Source organism: Syntrophomonas sp. UBA5494 (assembly GCF_002426325.1).
In genome coordinates this window covers 1-14,373 of the sequence record NZ_DIPG01000054.1, presented here as the reverse complement: position 1 = coordinate 14,373, position 14,373 = coordinate 1, and the positions used below count along the sequence as shown (strand labels likewise).

General features: G+C 51.0%; 15 protein-coding genes and 1 riboswitch. Of the genes, 2 read left to right on the top strand and 13 right to left on the bottom strand.

What is annotated here, in order from left to right; translation table 11 throughout:
- Positions 1-731: M99 family carboxypeptidase catalytic domain-containing protein (locus B3W37_RS06400; RefSeq protein WP_483175123.1), on the top strand; the 731-nt coding region annotated here is incomplete at its 5' end.
- A gap of 172 nt (positions 732-903) precedes the next feature.
- Here B3W37_RS06400 and mnmL read toward each other — a convergent pair.
- On the bottom strand, positions 904-1,854 hold the full coding sequence (gene mnmL, locus B3W37_RS06395; RefSeq protein WP_483175122.1) for a tRNA modification radical SAM protein MnmL/YtqA: 951 nt from the start codon (positions 1,852-1,854) through the stop codon (positions 904-906).
- Positions 1,855-1,989: 135 nt separating this feature from the next.
- Between mnmL and B3W37_RS06390 the strand changes: the two genes are divergently transcribed.
- Positions 1,990-2,523, top strand: a complete 534-nt coding sequence (locus B3W37_RS06390) for a hypothetical protein (RefSeq protein WP_483175121.1) — start codon at positions 1,990-1,992, stop codon at positions 2,521-2,523.
- 283 nt (positions 2,524-2,806) lie between these two features.
- On the opposite strand, the gene ribH is transcribed toward B3W37_RS06390, so the two are convergent.
- From ribH to B3W37_RS06330, 12 genes are all read right to left on the bottom strand, one after another.
- Positions 2,807-3,268, bottom strand: a complete 462-nt coding sequence (ribH, locus tag B3W37_RS06385) for a 6,7-dimethyl-8-ribityllumazine synthase (protein WP_481038514.1) — start codon at positions 3,266-3,268, stop codon at positions 2,807-2,809.
- A gap of 28 nt (positions 3,269-3,296) precedes the next feature.
- The gene (locus tag B3W37_RS06380; RefSeq protein ID WP_483169317.1) at positions 3,297-4,493 is read right to left on the bottom strand and encodes a bifunctional 3,4-dihydroxy-2-butanone-4-phosphate synthase/GTP cyclohydrolase II; all 1,197 of its coding nucleotides are present in this window, start codon (positions 4,491-4,493) and stop codon (positions 3,297-3,299) included.
- Positions 4,494-4,507: 14 nt separating this feature from the next.
- A complete protein-coding gene (locus tag B3W37_RS06375; protein ID WP_483169315.1) occupies positions 4,508-5,164 on the bottom strand; it encodes a riboflavin synthase in 657 nt (218 codons plus the stop codon).
- A gap of 25 nt (positions 5,165-5,189) precedes the next feature.
- Positions 5,190-6,302: a bifunctional diaminohydroxyphosphoribosylaminopyrimidine deaminase/5-amino-6-(5-phosphoribosylamino)uracil reductase RibD gene (gene ribD / locus B3W37_RS06370; protein WP_483169313.1), complete on the bottom strand. Its 1,113-nt coding sequence runs from the start codon at positions 6,300-6,302 to the stop codon at positions 5,190-5,192.
- Between the two features lie 85 nt (positions 6,303-6,387).
- Positions 6,388-6,503, bottom strand: a riboswitch (FMN riboswitch).
- 49 nt (positions 6,504-6,552) lie between these two features.
- Positions 6,553-7,206, bottom strand: a complete 654-nt coding sequence (gene rpe / locus B3W37_RS06365) for a ribulose-phosphate 3-epimerase (protein ID WP_483169312.1) — start codon at positions 7,204-7,206, stop codon at positions 6,553-6,555.
- The gene (gene rsgA / locus B3W37_RS06360; RefSeq protein WP_481038504.1) at positions 7,203-8,093 is read right to left on the bottom strand and encodes a ribosome small subunit-dependent GTPase A; all 891 of its coding nucleotides are present in this window, start codon (positions 8,091-8,093) and stop codon (positions 7,203-7,205) included. The genes rpe and rsgA overlap by 4 nt, the downstream gene beginning before the upstream one ends.
- Positions 8,094-8,123: 30 nt before the next feature.
- Complete coding sequence (locus tag B3W37_RS06355) at positions 8,124-9,947, bottom strand: protein kinase domain-containing protein (RefSeq protein WP_483175124.1); 1,824 nt, start codon at positions 9,945-9,947, stop codon at positions 8,124-8,126.
- A 21-nt stretch (positions 9,948-9,968) separates the two neighbouring features.
- Complete coding sequence (locus B3W37_RS06350; RefSeq protein WP_483169309.1) at positions 9,969-10,682, bottom strand: Stp1/IreP family PP2C-type Ser/Thr phosphatase; 714 nt, start codon at positions 10,680-10,682, stop codon at positions 9,969-9,971.
- Between the two features lie 77 nt (positions 10,683-10,759).
- On the bottom strand, positions 10,760-11,830 hold the full coding sequence (gene rlmN, locus B3W37_RS06345) for a dual-specificity RNA methyltransferase RlmN (protein WP_483175120.1): 1,071 nt from the start codon (positions 11,828-11,830) through the stop codon (positions 10,760-10,762).
- Complete coding sequence (gene rsmB, locus B3W37_RS06340) at positions 11,823-13,235, bottom strand: 16S rRNA (cytosine(967)-C(5))-methyltransferase RsmB (protein ID WP_483169307.1); 1,413 nt, start codon at positions 13,233-13,235, stop codon at positions 11,823-11,825. The genes rlmN and rsmB overlap by 8 nt, the downstream gene beginning before the upstream one ends.
- On the bottom strand, positions 13,225-13,899 hold the full coding sequence (locus tag B3W37_RS06335) for a zinc metallopeptidase (protein WP_483169305.1): 675 nt from the start codon (positions 13,897-13,899) through the stop codon (positions 13,225-13,227). The genes rsmB and B3W37_RS06335 overlap by 11 nt, the downstream gene beginning before the upstream one ends.
- Positions 13,899-14,373 (bottom strand): DUF116 domain-containing protein (locus B3W37_RS06330; RefSeq protein ID WP_483175119.1); only part of this gene is annotated, 475 nt, incomplete at its 5' end. The genes B3W37_RS06330 and B3W37_RS06335, both read right to left, overlap by 1 nt.

Here is a 14,373-nt window from a genome sequence, read left to right as displayed (position 1 = left end):
TAAAAACAGATGGCGTTGTTGGTCCGATAACCAAGGCAGCTCTAAATAAGGGATTAACAGCTCCCGCCAAGACTAAGCGGACCACAGTTACTATTGCTGCCGGAACTACATATGCAACCCCGATGTATATTATTGATAGCGGCGTGTCCGGACCGGTTGTTATGATTGTGGGCGGTGTACACGGCAACGAACCCGCCGGATACACAGCAGCAGGGAAAGTAAAGGATTGGGATATAAAAAAAGGTAAATTAATTGTGTTGCCGCAGGCCAATAAAAAAGCTGTAGAAAACAAGACCCGTACTTATAACGGAGACCTTAACCGTGATTTCCCGCAAAGCAGTAAAGAGTCCTGTGATAATACCCTCTCTAAATCAATTTACGCTGCTGTTAAAAGTTATGATGTCGACTGGCTGATGGATATGCATGAAGGTTATAACTATACAAAAATCAGTGACTCAGTGGGACAAAGTCTAATTTATTATCCCACAATCACTACCAAAACGATGGCCAGTGCTATTGTAAGCAAGCTGAACAGCGGCATTAGCACATCGTATAAGAAATTTAGTCTATTTCGCTACCCAGTTGAAGGAAGTCTGGCCAGGGCTTCCGGCCAGTATCTTGGGGTTCATGCCTTTATTTTCGAAACTAGCGACAATCCCAGTCTCAGCGTCCGTGTAAACTACCATTTAAAAGCAGCCGATACTTTATTGTCACGCCTGGGAGTGATCTAAACTTCCAATTTGGCAACTGGTCCCATAAGAGTATCTCCTTTCTTTGATAGGTGGTCTTGTGAAGCAATTTCTATTTATCAAAGGGGAGATTCTCTTTTTTAGTCTTTATTTGCTTCCTAGAGTCATTTCATGCTAACTTTGCCCACGATATACGGACGGATCCCGGGCATTTTCATGATTGTCCGCTCTCGTATCGCTTTCCCTGCCAGGTGTTTCTTTGTACCAGAACCTGATCGATGCGGTTTAAAACCTCCCACTTCTTAAGGCTCCATTGCGGGGCTATCAGCAGTTCGCGGGGGCTGTCCCCGGTTAAGCGGTGGATAATCATATCTGCAGGCAGGATTTCCAAAACCTCCACAACCAGATTCACATACTGCTCTTCATCGAGCACGGCAAAACCATCTTTTTGGTATTTTAGCCCCAGCGGGGTATTTTTCATCACATGGAGCAGATGTATTTTGACCCCCTGCACCGGGCTCCTGGCCAGATAAGCGGCGGTCTCCATCATATCCTCCCGGCTCTCTCCGGGCAGTCCCAGAATGATATGGGCACAGGTTTCGATATGGTGCTCACCCAGGAGTTTAAGCGCAGTCTCAAAATCGCGGCAGTCATATTGCAAGTTCATGGCTTGAGCGGTTTTCTCATGTATCGTCTGCAGACCCAGTTCCACCCACAGGTCGGTATGAAGACGGACCTCATCCAAAACTTCCATCACCTCTACAGGCAGACAGTCGGGACGGGTGGCGATAGCCAGGCCTACCACTCCTGGCTGGGCGGCTATTTCCATATAGATCTGGCGTAAGCGCTCGGGGCTGGCGTAGGTATTGCTAAAAGCCTGGAAATAACCTATGTACTTGGCCGCACGCCATTTCCGGTGCATCATCTCTTTTACCTGGCAAAACTGCTGTGATAGATCTAAGCTGCGTTGGCCGGCAAAGTCACCGGAACCCCTGGGAGTGCAGAAAAGGCAGCCTGAAACAGAGTAGGTGCCGTCCCGGTTGGGGCAGGTGAAACCGGCATCCAGTGGTATTTTAAATATCTTGCAGCCATATTTCTGGCGCAGGTGGTAGTTAAGGCTGTGATAACGCTTATCCCCCCAGACTCTGGGAGTATGGGGCTTCATATCCATGAGATCTCCTTTTTGAACTGACCTGCCTACAAACTTAATGATCCTATGTCTGGACTGGGCAGTATTCACCTGACCTGTTACAGGATATAATGGTAAGTGGCAATATCTTTACATCAGGGGAGACATACTATGACTTCCAACCAAAAACAATATGCGCTCTTGCTGAGCCTGGTCGCTGTGGTGGTGGCATTCGCTTTGTGGACTGCCAGCCGCGCTCCGGAACTGCAGATCGAGATTCCTCAAGGGGTTAATGTCATACAGGCCGCCGACATGCGGCTTACAACCGATCAGGGCACGGTCATGGTTGGAGAATCAACTTCTCAAGAGGTCGCTGCTCTTTTCCCTGCCGGGAAAACTCTGGGTATGAGTACGGTTTATTATGATCAGAGCCGGGGCTGCACTTTTACTTTCACCAAGCTGGACAAACTTAAAGTAATGCATATCGAAAACCCGGCCTTGATGACCGCGCGGGGAATTAAAGTGGGCGATCCCTTTGACCCTGCAGTGACCGATGCTTATGGCCCAAATTATGGCTATGCTAAAAAGCCGGGGGCTAGCGGAGATATCGATGCTGCCTATGGCGACAACGACGGCGGGGTGATTTTTCAGGTGCGCGACAACATCGTCACTAAAATAATCCTGCAGAAGGAGCCTCCCCGCTAAGCCATAAATACTAGGTAAATCAACGGTAAAGGAGGGCCGCATCAGCCCTCCTTTCGACTTCACTTCAGCCCCGCCCGGGAAACTCACAAATTGTGAAATGATTACTGCCACATCAGTAAGCTGCAGGGCTTTTGTACAGGCTTATTCTTGCTCTGACCGCCGGCCTGGGAATAGACTTAAGCTGCGATCAGCCGGGATCATCCCCTGGATTAACGGGCTTATTACAATAATCCTTGTCTTCAAGATTGTAAAAAATCTATCGTCTCCGGGATGTTTCGACAGCTTACAATTGTTTTAAGAGATTTACCATTTCAATGGCGGTCACAGCCGCATCGACCCCTTTATTGCCGGCCTTGGTCCCGGCCCGTTCTATGGCCTGTTCAATGGTATCAGCGGTTATTACTCCATAGATCACCGGAACTCCGGTCTGTAAACCCACCTGAGCTATGCCCTTGGTCACTTCAGCAGACACATATTCAAAATGCGGTGTGGCGCCGCGAATAACCGCACCCAGACATATTACCGCATCATAACCTTTTTGAGCCATCCGCTGTGCCGTCAGGGGCATTTCAAAGGCGCCCGGCACCCAGGCCACATCGATGTTGTCAGGATCCACATCATGGCGTGTCAGGGCGTCGATGCATCCTGACAACAGCTTATTGGTGATAAATTCGTTGAACCGGGATACGATCAGTCCAAATCGCTGCCCCTGTCCCACTAGTTTTCCTTCGAATACCTGTGCCAAAACTCATTCCTCCTCTAAATCTTTAACCTTACAAATTAACCAGCAAATGGCCCATTTTATCCTTTTTAGTCTGCAGATAACGGCGATTCTCCTCTTTGCTGGGGATCTCCATGGGAACACGCTCGGTTATCTCCAGATCGTATCCTTCCAGGCCTTTAAGTTTTTTAGGATTATTGGTCATCAGACGCATCTTGCGGATGCCTAGATCGACCAGAATCTGGGCCCCGATGCCGTAGTCCCTCAAATCCGCAGCAAAGCCCAGATTAATGTTGGCTTCCACCGTGTCCATACCCTTATCCTGCAGCTTATAGGCTTTAATTTTGTTGCACAGACCTATGCCGCGCCCTTCCTGGCGCATATACAGCAGAACCCCTTTGCCTTCAGCCTCGATCATCTCCAGGGCTTTCTGCAGCTGATCACCGCAATCACAGCGTGAGGAGCCCATCACATCACCGGTCAAGCACTCCGAGTGCACCCTAACCAGGACGGGCTCATCCGGCTTCCATTCCCCTTTGACCAGAGCCAGGTGTTCTTTATTATCGAGCAGGGATTGATATGCCACTGCCTTGAAATCGCCGAACTTGGAAGGCAGCTTGGCATCGGCCACCCGTACCACCAGCTTTTCCCGGCGGCGCCGGTATTCAATGAGATCGGCAATGCTAATGATTTTCAATCCATGGTTTTGGGCGAATTCAATCAGTTCGGGCACCCGCGCCATGGTTCCGTCCGAGCTCATAACCTCGCAGATCACCGCCGCCGGATAAAGCCCGGCCAGGCGGGTCAGGTCGATGGAACCCTCGGTATGGCCAGTCCGTCGCAATACCCCGCCTTCGCGGTAGCGCAAGGGAAAAATATGCCCCGGGCGCCTGAAGTCCTTAGCGGTACTGTCGGGGGAAATCAAGGCCGCGACGGTGGCAGCCCTTTCATGAGCGGAAATGCCGGTGGTGCTGGTATAATGATCCACCGAGACTGTAAATGCGGTCTCATGACTGTCGGTGTTATTGGTCACCATGGGTTTGATATCCAGAAGATCGAGGCGCTTGCCTTCCATGGGTACACAGATCAACCCGCGGGCATGGGTAGCCATGAAGTTGATTACCTCCGGGGTGGCTTTTTCCGCGGCAATCACAATATCCCCTTCGTTTTCGCGGTCCTCGTCGTCGACCACAATGATCATTTTGCCATCCCGAACGTCTGCTATTCCTTCTTCAACGGTATTAAACATAATAAGTGCCTCCTTTATAAGAATCCATGTTGGGATAGAAAATCCATGCTCAAGCTGCCGTTTAAAGGTTGATCAGTCCTTGACAGTAGTCTCTCCACATAGCGTCCAATAATGTCACTTTCCAGGTTGACCTCCTGTCCGGGTTGTTTGGAGCCCAAAACGGTAAGATGTGCGGTATGGGGGATCAAGGAGACCGTCAGGTAGTCGCTGCCCACTTCGACCACGGTCAGACTCACTCCGTCTATGGCAATTGAACCCTTGGCTACCGTATATTTCAACACTTCCGGCGGGGCTTTGATTTTATAGACGATGGCTATTTCAAAACGCTCCCGTTTGATTATTGAACCGATGCCATCCACATGGCCCTGTACCAGATGCCCGCCCAGGCGGTCGCTGAGCCTCAGGGCTCGTTCCAGGTTAACCGGGGATCCCAATGTCAAATCTCTTAAAGCGGTCTTGGCAAAGGTTTCCGGCATAACATCTGCCCAGAATTGCCGGGATTCAAATTGCACCACCGTTAAACATACCCCGTTTACCGCGATGCTGTCACCCAATTTGACATCCTCCAGGATTTTCTCCGCTTTCACCCCCAGGCGAATGGAGTGGGCTCCCCGTTTTATATCACTGATGAATCCGATTTCTTCTATAATTCCTGTAAAAATGGCTCTCACCCGCTACCTAAAGTTATTGTCCTGCTCAGCGACAGGCTGGTTTTTTAACGTACCCGGTGGCCAGAATATCCTGGCCGATAAATGTTATCTGCAAATCCTCAACCTCGATGGCATCCGCCATATTTTTACAACCGCTGCCCTCAACCGGAGAAGGGGCTTTAGCTCCCCCGATAATTTTGGGGGCGATAAACCAGTACAGTTTATCGATCAGGTTGTATTTCAGTAAACTGGCATTTATGCTGCCGCCGCCCTCAACCAGAACACTGCACAGCTTGCGATGGGCGGCAATCTGCAATACCTGCTCCAGATTGAGGTCGTCCGGGGCCCCGTCAATGGTTATGACCTCCAGGCCCAATTGCTCCAAGCGTTTGGTCCGCCTGGGGTCAGCCTTTTCAGATGTAAAAACCAGCGTGGTCTGCTGCTTACTGCTGGATGCGATCTGGCTGTTTACGGGCAAATCCAGACGGCCGTCCACGATTAAGCGCACCGGATCCCGGCCTTCCCTGTCATTGAGCCGGGTATTCAGCCGGGGATCATCGGCTAAAACCGTGCCGATCCCCACCAGAATAGCATCGGCCCGGTCTCTGAGCTGGTGCACCCAACGTCTGGCGGGCTCGGAGGTAATCCATTTGGAGTCCCCGCTATTGCTGGCTATCTTGCCATCCAGGGTCATGGCGGTTTTGAGGGTTACAAAAGGCAAGCCGGTGCAAATATATTTAATAAAAACCTCATTTTGCTTTTCAGCCTCGGCCTGCAATAATCCAGTCTCAATTACGATGCCAGCCTGCTCTAGAGTGGTCAGACCACGGCCATTCACCAGCGGATTGGGGTCTTCCATGGCCACTACGCATCTTCTGACGCCGGCGTTAATCACTGCCCTGGTACAGGGCGGAGTCAGGCCATGATGATTGCAGGGTTCCAGGGTTACGTAAAGGGTGCCTCCCCGGGCCAATTCTCCCGCCTGCCTGAGTGCATGCACCTCGGCATGGGGTGTTCCGGCCCGGTGATGATATCCTTCCCCTACCACTGCCCCATCTTTAACCACTACGGCTCCCACCAGGGGATTGGGGCTGGTTCGACCGGTGGCCAGAGCGGCCAATTCAAGCGCTCTGCGCATATAGACCTCATCCTGATGCAATTTTTCGCCTCCAAACAAAGCAAAAACCCGACACTTCCATCGGGTTAGACATGACAAGACAAGCTGAGCAAACCATGCTCAACCAGCCTCTCTTCTACCATCCAGACTGTTACTGTCGGCCCCGGAGTTTCACCGGATCATGCCTTGCGGCTCGCGGGCTTTACCGCCGATAGGGAGTTGCACCCATCCCCGAAGAAAGGTCAATATAGTATTTTAATATATTTGATGTTAGCACTAGTAGCCCATCAGGTCAAGCACGCAGAGCTTTCAGATTCTGTATGGCCTCTGCAATACTATGGTTATTAAACACATAAGAGCCGGCTACCAGGACATTGCAGCCCGCTCTTACCACATCATACCCGGTATCTGCGTTGATGCCGCCATCCACCTCCAAATAGCACTCAGTCCGGGAGTAGTCAATCAAGGCTTTAATCCTTTTAATCTTGGCGAGTACGCCCGGTATGAAGCGCTGCCCCCCAAAACCAGGATTGACCGACATGGCCAGAACCAGATCCAGTTCCGGCAGTATCGGTTCCAGCCAATGCTCAGAGGTAGCAGGATTCAGGCTTACTCCGGCTTTTGCGCCCAGTTCTTTAATCATGCTCACCACCCGGTGCAGATGCGCGCAGGCCTCCACATGCACCGTAACCAGGTCCGCCCCGGCATCGATAAAAGCGGGAATCAATTGTTCAGGTTTTTCGATCATCAGGTGAACATCAAGAAATAATCCGGTTATTTTCCGAATATCCGCCACTACTTGCGGACCGATAGTAAGATTGGGTACGAAGCGGCCATCCATCACATCTATATGCAACCAATCAGCACCGGCTTTTTCCACCTTTTGTATATCCTCTCCCAGACGGGTGAAGTTGGCGCTCAGAATAGATGGAGCAATTAAAATCACCGGTAACACCTCTCATTTCTCATCACTTCCTCCAGAATAGCCACGTAATTGTGGTAGCGCAGTCCGGACACCTGCCCGCTTTCCAGAGCCTCTTTGACACCGCATTCCGCCTCGCGGTAGTGCAGACAATCCTGGAAACGACAGTCCTCCAGGTGGGGAGCGAATTCCGGATAATAAGCGCCCAGCTGACGGCTGGTCAAATCCTCGGGCAAATCCAAAGTACTGAACCCCGGGGTGTCGGCTATCCAGCCTCCGCCCTCCAGGGGGTGTAATTCGACATGCCGGGTGGTGTGCTTGCCCCGGCCGATTTTGTTGCTGACCTCCTGAGTCTTTATGTTCAAGTTCTGGGCCAGATTATTTAAGAGGGTAGACTTACCAGTACCGGAAGGCCCTGCAAAAACCGCAATTTTACCTTTTATGGCGGTCAGCAGTTGCTCCAGTCCGCAGCGCTGTTTGGCTGAGGTGCTGATAATCTGAATCCCCAAGCCCTTATATATATGCATAATGTCGGCAGCTTTTTCACTGGCTTTAAGGTCGCATTTGTTCAACACCATCACGGGTGTAAGTCCTCCATGAAGTGTCAGTATAAGCAGGCGGTCCAAAAGCATGGGAACCGGTTCAGGACGATCATAAGCCATTACTATCAGGACCAGGTTTACATTGGCAATGCGGGGCCGGTACAGCTCATTTTGGCGCGGTTCCACCCTCTCCAAAATGCCCTGGGCTTCGTCCAAAGGGGTAATTACGGCCTTATCTCCGGTCAATATGACCTGTTTTTTGACCTTGCCCCGCAGTTTGCACTCATAGATCTTGCCCGCTTCATCCTGCACATAGTAGAAACCGCTGTATTTTTTTAGTATCAAGCCAGTAAATGGTTGATGGGGCATCTACTCCCTCCTGAGAATTACCGGGGTTAATTACTGCAGGTTGAACACCTTGAAGCGCTCCGAGTTCAGTTTGACCTCGGCGCTTCCGCTGCCGTAATAGCTTACCCCTACGTTAACATTGGTTCCTGAGTTATGGGTTTGCTTGTACACCTGGCGGGTTCCCTCAGAGTCAGTAACATTTATAACAACCTGGTATTGTTTTTCTCCTGTAGGCAGGGTAAACTGCAGGGTTTTGGTCTTGGCGGTAGCCTTGGCGCCGTTGCTGACTACCAGATTGACGGTGCTTCCCTGCTCAATCAAGATCCCTGAGGCAGTATCCTGAGATATTACAATATCTTTTTTGTAGGTGTTGCTGTCCTGCCTTTTTACCGGACCTAAAACCAGTCCCTTCTCAGTCAATCTATCTTCAGCCTCATCCAGACTCAAACCCTCCAAGGCAGGCATGGGAACCTTGGGCGGGGTCTTGCCTTTGCTGATCAACAAATTCACTTTGGAACCCTTGGCAGCTTCCCCGCCGCTTGGGCTCTGGGAAATAACCTGACCGAGCTGATAACGATCATCATAATTCTGATCAGTTGTTCCCACTTCCAGCCCGTTGTTACGCAGCTGAATCTCGGCATCCCCCTGTGGCAGGCCGACCACATTGGGAACCTGCACCATCTCCGGACCTTTGGACAATATTACCGAGATTTCCCGGCCTGTTTTCACGGTCTGCTCTGGGGCCGGCTCTTGCGAAATAATCAGATCCTTTTCAACCTCATCGCTGAAATTACGTCCGGCCACCGCTATTTTTAGATTCAAAGCCGCCAATTCTTCGGTGGCTTCTTTCAATTCCATACCCTGCAGATTGGGAACCTGAACCTCTTTGCCGAATATACTGCCGCCCATCACCCACCATATACCGGATAACAGGCCTAGAATAGCCACGGCGATAATGGCCATCCCGGCCGGGCGTATTTTGCGCTTGGTAGCCGGGATTTTATTACTGGAGTTAATAGGACTCATTATTAAGGTAGTCCCGTTGCGATCCTTTCTCACTCTGCTTACTGATTCGTCCAGATTTATGAGCGCATTGCGCATCTCCTCGACGCTGCCAAAACGGTGTGCGGGCAGTTTTTCCATAGCCTTCAAGGTTATGGCGGAAAGGGCGTTTCCTACTGCGGGATTGATTTTTTCCGGGGGGATGGGTTCATCGTGAATGTGCTTCAAAGCCACGGTAATAGTGCTCTCCGCATCGAAAGGAGGCTTTCCGGTCAGCATTTCGTATAAGACACAGCCTAGAGAATAAATATCTGTTGCCGGGGTGACCGGTTCTCCTTTGGCTTGTTCCGGGGAAATGTAGTGAACGGTTCCCACCAGATCCCGGGCGAAGGTGAGGGTTTTCTTGTTGATGGCCTGCGCGATGCCAAAATCGGCTACTTTAACAATGCCTCTTTTGGTGATAAGAATGTTATGAGGTTTGATATCACGATGTATTATGCCATTCTCATGGGCATGGTGTATGCCTTCGCAGATCATGATGGCGATCTCCGCAGCTTTATCTGCGGGTAGCTGGACTTCCGCGGCAATGACTTCCTGCAAGGTCTGGCCCTCGATGTATTCCATAACGATGTAATGAATATTGCCTTCCTGGCCAACGTCAAATATATTTACGATATTGGGATGTGATAGGCGGGCTGCGGCCAGGGCTTCGGTTTTAAAGCTCTGCACGAAAACCTGGTCCTGTGAATATTCCTCTTTAAGGATTTTGATCGCCACAATGCGATCCAGGCTTTTGCAGTGGGCCTTGTATACCGTGGCCATGCCGCCTTCTCCTACCTCCTCAAGGAGTTCATACCGTTCGCCTAGAATCATATCTTTCACTCTCGTAACCTCCTAGTCGATGAGTAGAAGTATGAGGGTTATATTGTCATAACCACCTCGGGCCAGTGCAGTTTGAACCATTTCCTGAGCGATTTTATCCAAATCATTGGTATAATTCCGATAGATCGCCAGCATATCCTGTGGAGTCAATAAATCACTAAGTCCATCACTGCAGATCAAAACCGCATCACCGGGAGATAGGGGAACCTGGCAGCTGTCAACCTCCACCCGGGGGGCAATGCCAATAGCCCGGGTCAAGATATGATTATAAGCGCTGCTGCGGGAGTCCTCTTCACTGAGCAATCCCTTGCTCACCATCTGCTCAGCCAGGGTGTGATCCCGGCTGAGCTTTTCAATCTGATTATTGCGGATGCGAAATAAGGCGCTATCGCCAACATGGCCCATAAAAAGCCGATTTTCCCATACTAACGCCACTGTGGCAGTGGTTCCCATGTCGTGCAGATCCGGATTGGTCTGACTCTCTTCCCAAACCTTGAGATTGGCCTGCTGTATGGCGCCTTCCAATGGGGTGATAGACTGGCCTGGAGGATTTTCTTTTATCCAGGCGTGAATTGTGCGTACTGCCAAGCGAGACGCCACATCACCGCCGCGATGCCCTCCCATTCCGTCACAAACCGCAAATAAGCCCCTGGCGGTGTCGACCAGGTAGCTATCTTCATTTCTCGGCCTAATTTTACCGGTATCTGTTACTACACTAACTTTCATAATCCACCCTGACCTGCCGGATTGGGCACAAAACCCATTAACCCGTATATTAGAGGATGGTTTTCCCCCGTCCCCATTTAATTTGGCTTCACCGCCAGCTGCCCACAAGCCGCTTCGATGTCGCCGCCATGTTCTTCACGTATACTCACGTTCAAGCCCAGGGCCGCCAGCCAGTTATAAAATTGCTTTACCCGGCTGGGGTCCGGTTTGCGGTACAGTAAACCACCTACTTCATTATAGGGAATTAAATTAACATTAGCCAGTAAAGGTTTTACCAGCTTAGCCATGTTTTCCGCGTCCTTGCGGCCGATATTAACCTGATCGAGCATAATGTATTCAAAAGTAACCCTGCGCCCGGTTTTTTCAACATAGGTTTTTATCGCAGCCATCAAAGTCTCCAAAGGGTATTTCTTATTTATAGGCACCAACTCGTCGCGCAGCTGGTCATCAGCGGCGTGCAGGGAAACGGCCAGGGTGACCTGCAAATCCTCCTCGGCCAACCGCAAAATGCCGTGGGCTTCTCCACAGGTGGAAATGGTGATATGCCGCTGTCCCAACTGGATTCCACGCGGATCATTCATTATCTGTATGGAGCGAACCACTTGAGCAAGATTGAGCAAAGGCTCACCCATGCCCATAAAGACCACATTGGTTATCAATGGCTCCTGGGGGTTTTTTAGGCGGCGTCTGAGTTCCCGCCGCGACCCTAAAAGTTGCCCCACGATTTCGTGGGCGGAGAGGTTGCGCTGAAACACACCCTGCCCGGTTGCGCAAAAAGCGCAGCGAAACGGACATCCCACCTGGGAAGAAACACATAAAGTGTAGCGTCCGTTCAAATTGGCAGACTGGGGGATCAATACCGTCTCAATCCTTTTTTTATCATTCATTTCCATCAGGAATTTGCGGGTGCCGTCTTCCGAGACCCGTTGTTTTAAGACCCTGGGTATGGAAATAAATGCTTTGTCATCAAACTGCTGCCTGATCTCGCGCGGGATATCACTCATTTCATAGAAGGAAGAAGTATCTTTTATGTATATCCAGCGGTGCAACTGGCGGCCGCGAAAACGCGGCTGTCCCTGGCTAACTGCGAAATCTTCCATTTCCAGCATGTTCATCCCCAGGAGCTCGATTTTTTCAACACTATTCATGTCCTAATCTCCTCAATAAAGCGTAAAACATGCCGTCACACTGATATCGGCCCGGCCTTAAAGTAAGGCATCCCCTTCGGGCCGCTTCGATGTCCTCTGCCGTTAAGGGGAAAAAACTGATCTTTTCCGCAAATCCCTGCACAGCAAAAGGGGCTTCTTTCAGAAATCGGGCTACCACCTGCTCGTTCTCAGCCGGATTAAAGGTGCAGGTGCTGTATAAAAGCAGTCCATCGGGCTTGAGCAGTCCGGCCGCAGCCTGTAGCAAACGAAACTGCAGCTGCGGCAAGTTCTTGACCTCTTCCTGGCTCAGGCGCCATCTGGCGTCTGCACGGCGGTTTAAGACCCCCCATCCCGAACAGGGAGCATCCAATAGCACCCGCTCGGCCTGGGGAAGGTCCGGCTCAAGCTGTAATATATCGCTTTGCAGCGGGGTCACATGGTTGATCCCCAGCCTCCGGCAATTGGCTTTCAGCAGTTCCAGCTTATGGGAATGCCTTTCCACCGCTATTACTCTACCCCGGTCGCCCGTCATTTCAGCCACATGGGTGCTTTTGCCACCCACTCCGGCGCCGAGGTCATATACCAATCCCCCCGGAGGCGGTTCAAGAAGGGCCGCAGCCAGCATGGAACCTTCATTTTGCAGGTAGAACAGGCCCTGCTTATACGAATCGAGCTCGATGACGGGCTGTTTCAAATCTCTGATGTGGACTGACCAGGGGGTATAACTGCCCGCCTCAGCCCGCACTCCCTCTTGCTTGAGACGGTCCAACAGATCTTCCCGGCCAATCCGTAGCAGATTGCTGCGCGCCGCCACTTTAGGGGGGGAGTTTAAATAGATCAAAGCCCCCTCAACCTCGGCGCTATCTGTCAGGCTAAGGAATTCCCGCACCAGCCAGTCCGGATAGGAGTATTTGACCGCCAGATACTGCAATTCATCTTCAGCCGGGATTTGAATCTTCTCCCGGCTGCGCAAATAATTGCGCAATACCCCGTTTACCACCGCACCCAGCCTTTTTCCGGCTTTTAGGTTGGCCATTTTCACTGCGTCGTCTACGCAGGCATAATCAGGAATGCGATCCATAAACAGCAGCTGGTATAGTGAAATGCGCAGTATATTGCGCACCCAGGGCTGCTGTTTGGCGACCGGTTTGGCCAAAAACAAGTCAAGCACCCAATCCAGGTGCCTGACCATACGTACGCTTCCATTCACTATCTCGGTAACCAGGTGGCGGTCTACCCAGGCCAAGGTGCTCTTGCGCAAAGTGCGTTCCAAGGCCAGATTGGCATACTGGCCTTTCTCGAATACCTCGTATACGATCTGCAAGGCGGTCAAACGCGCCTGTTTACCTGAAGCTGCCGGGGTTGATTGGTTCCCGTCACGGGTTGAAGACTTTTTAATCGTCATTTCCCCCTGTAAAAATCAATAAATAATACAACAGGTTGGATACTGCGGAAATGGTGGCTGCTAAATAGGTTAAAGCCGCCGCTCCCAGGACTTGTTTTATCATGGGGATTTCATCGTTGCTCACCAAACCGGCCGAGCTCAGTTCGGCTACCGCCCGCTGCGAGGCGTTTATTTCCACCGGCAAAGTAACCACATGGAAAAGCACCACCAGGCTGAACAAGATGATTCCTCCCAGGATCAAGCTGGGGCTTCGCAAGATGAAACCCAGAAACAGTATGGGAAATGATGCCGAGGACGCGAAATTGCTTACCGGCACTATACTGTGGCGCAGTTCCAGAAGTCCGTAACGCTGGTGGTGCTGAATAGCATGCCCGCTTTCATGGGCGGCCACACCTATAGCCGCCAGGGAATTGCTGCCGTAGACCGTTTCGGAAAGGCGCACCGCATGAGCCTGCGGATCATAATGGTCTGACAATGAGCCGGCTACAGCTTCAATGGCGATGCTGCCCATCTGATTGCGGCGCAGTATGGTCGCTGCGGCTTCCCGGCCGGTGATGCCCCTTTGGGATCTCACCTGCGAATATTTTTCGAAGGTGGATTTGATCTTAAACTGCGCATAAAGTGATAAAGCCAGGGCCGGTAAAATAAAAAGCAAATAAGTCATCAGAAGCCTCCTTTGCTAATTGTCAGCAGAGCTTTTTCTATCTCTGCCACGTCAACATCAGTATTCACACAAGGACCATTGGGTCTGCAGTTGAGCACCCCCAGGACTGGAAGTTCACCGGTGTCCTGAATTCCGGAGGACAAATCTCGTTCGCAGGCTATGGCGATTACCGCCTTGGGGTGGTTTTCTCTAATCCATTTTCTGGCCAGGGTGCCGCCGGTAGCGACTCGCAGTTTGACACGGTACCGCTCGGCTAATTCTCTTAAATCGCTGATTTTGCACTTCCCGCAATTCTTGCAGTTGTTGACATCTACCGTGATCTTGAACTTGCATTCCGAATTCTGCAGGCAGTGGGGCAGCAAGATCATTATATCCTGAGTTCTTAAAGCCAGTTTTTTATTCCCTACCAAATAGTTATTCACCGAAATATATGATTTGAGGATTTTTTCTTTTTCTATGCCAAAAAATTTGCCG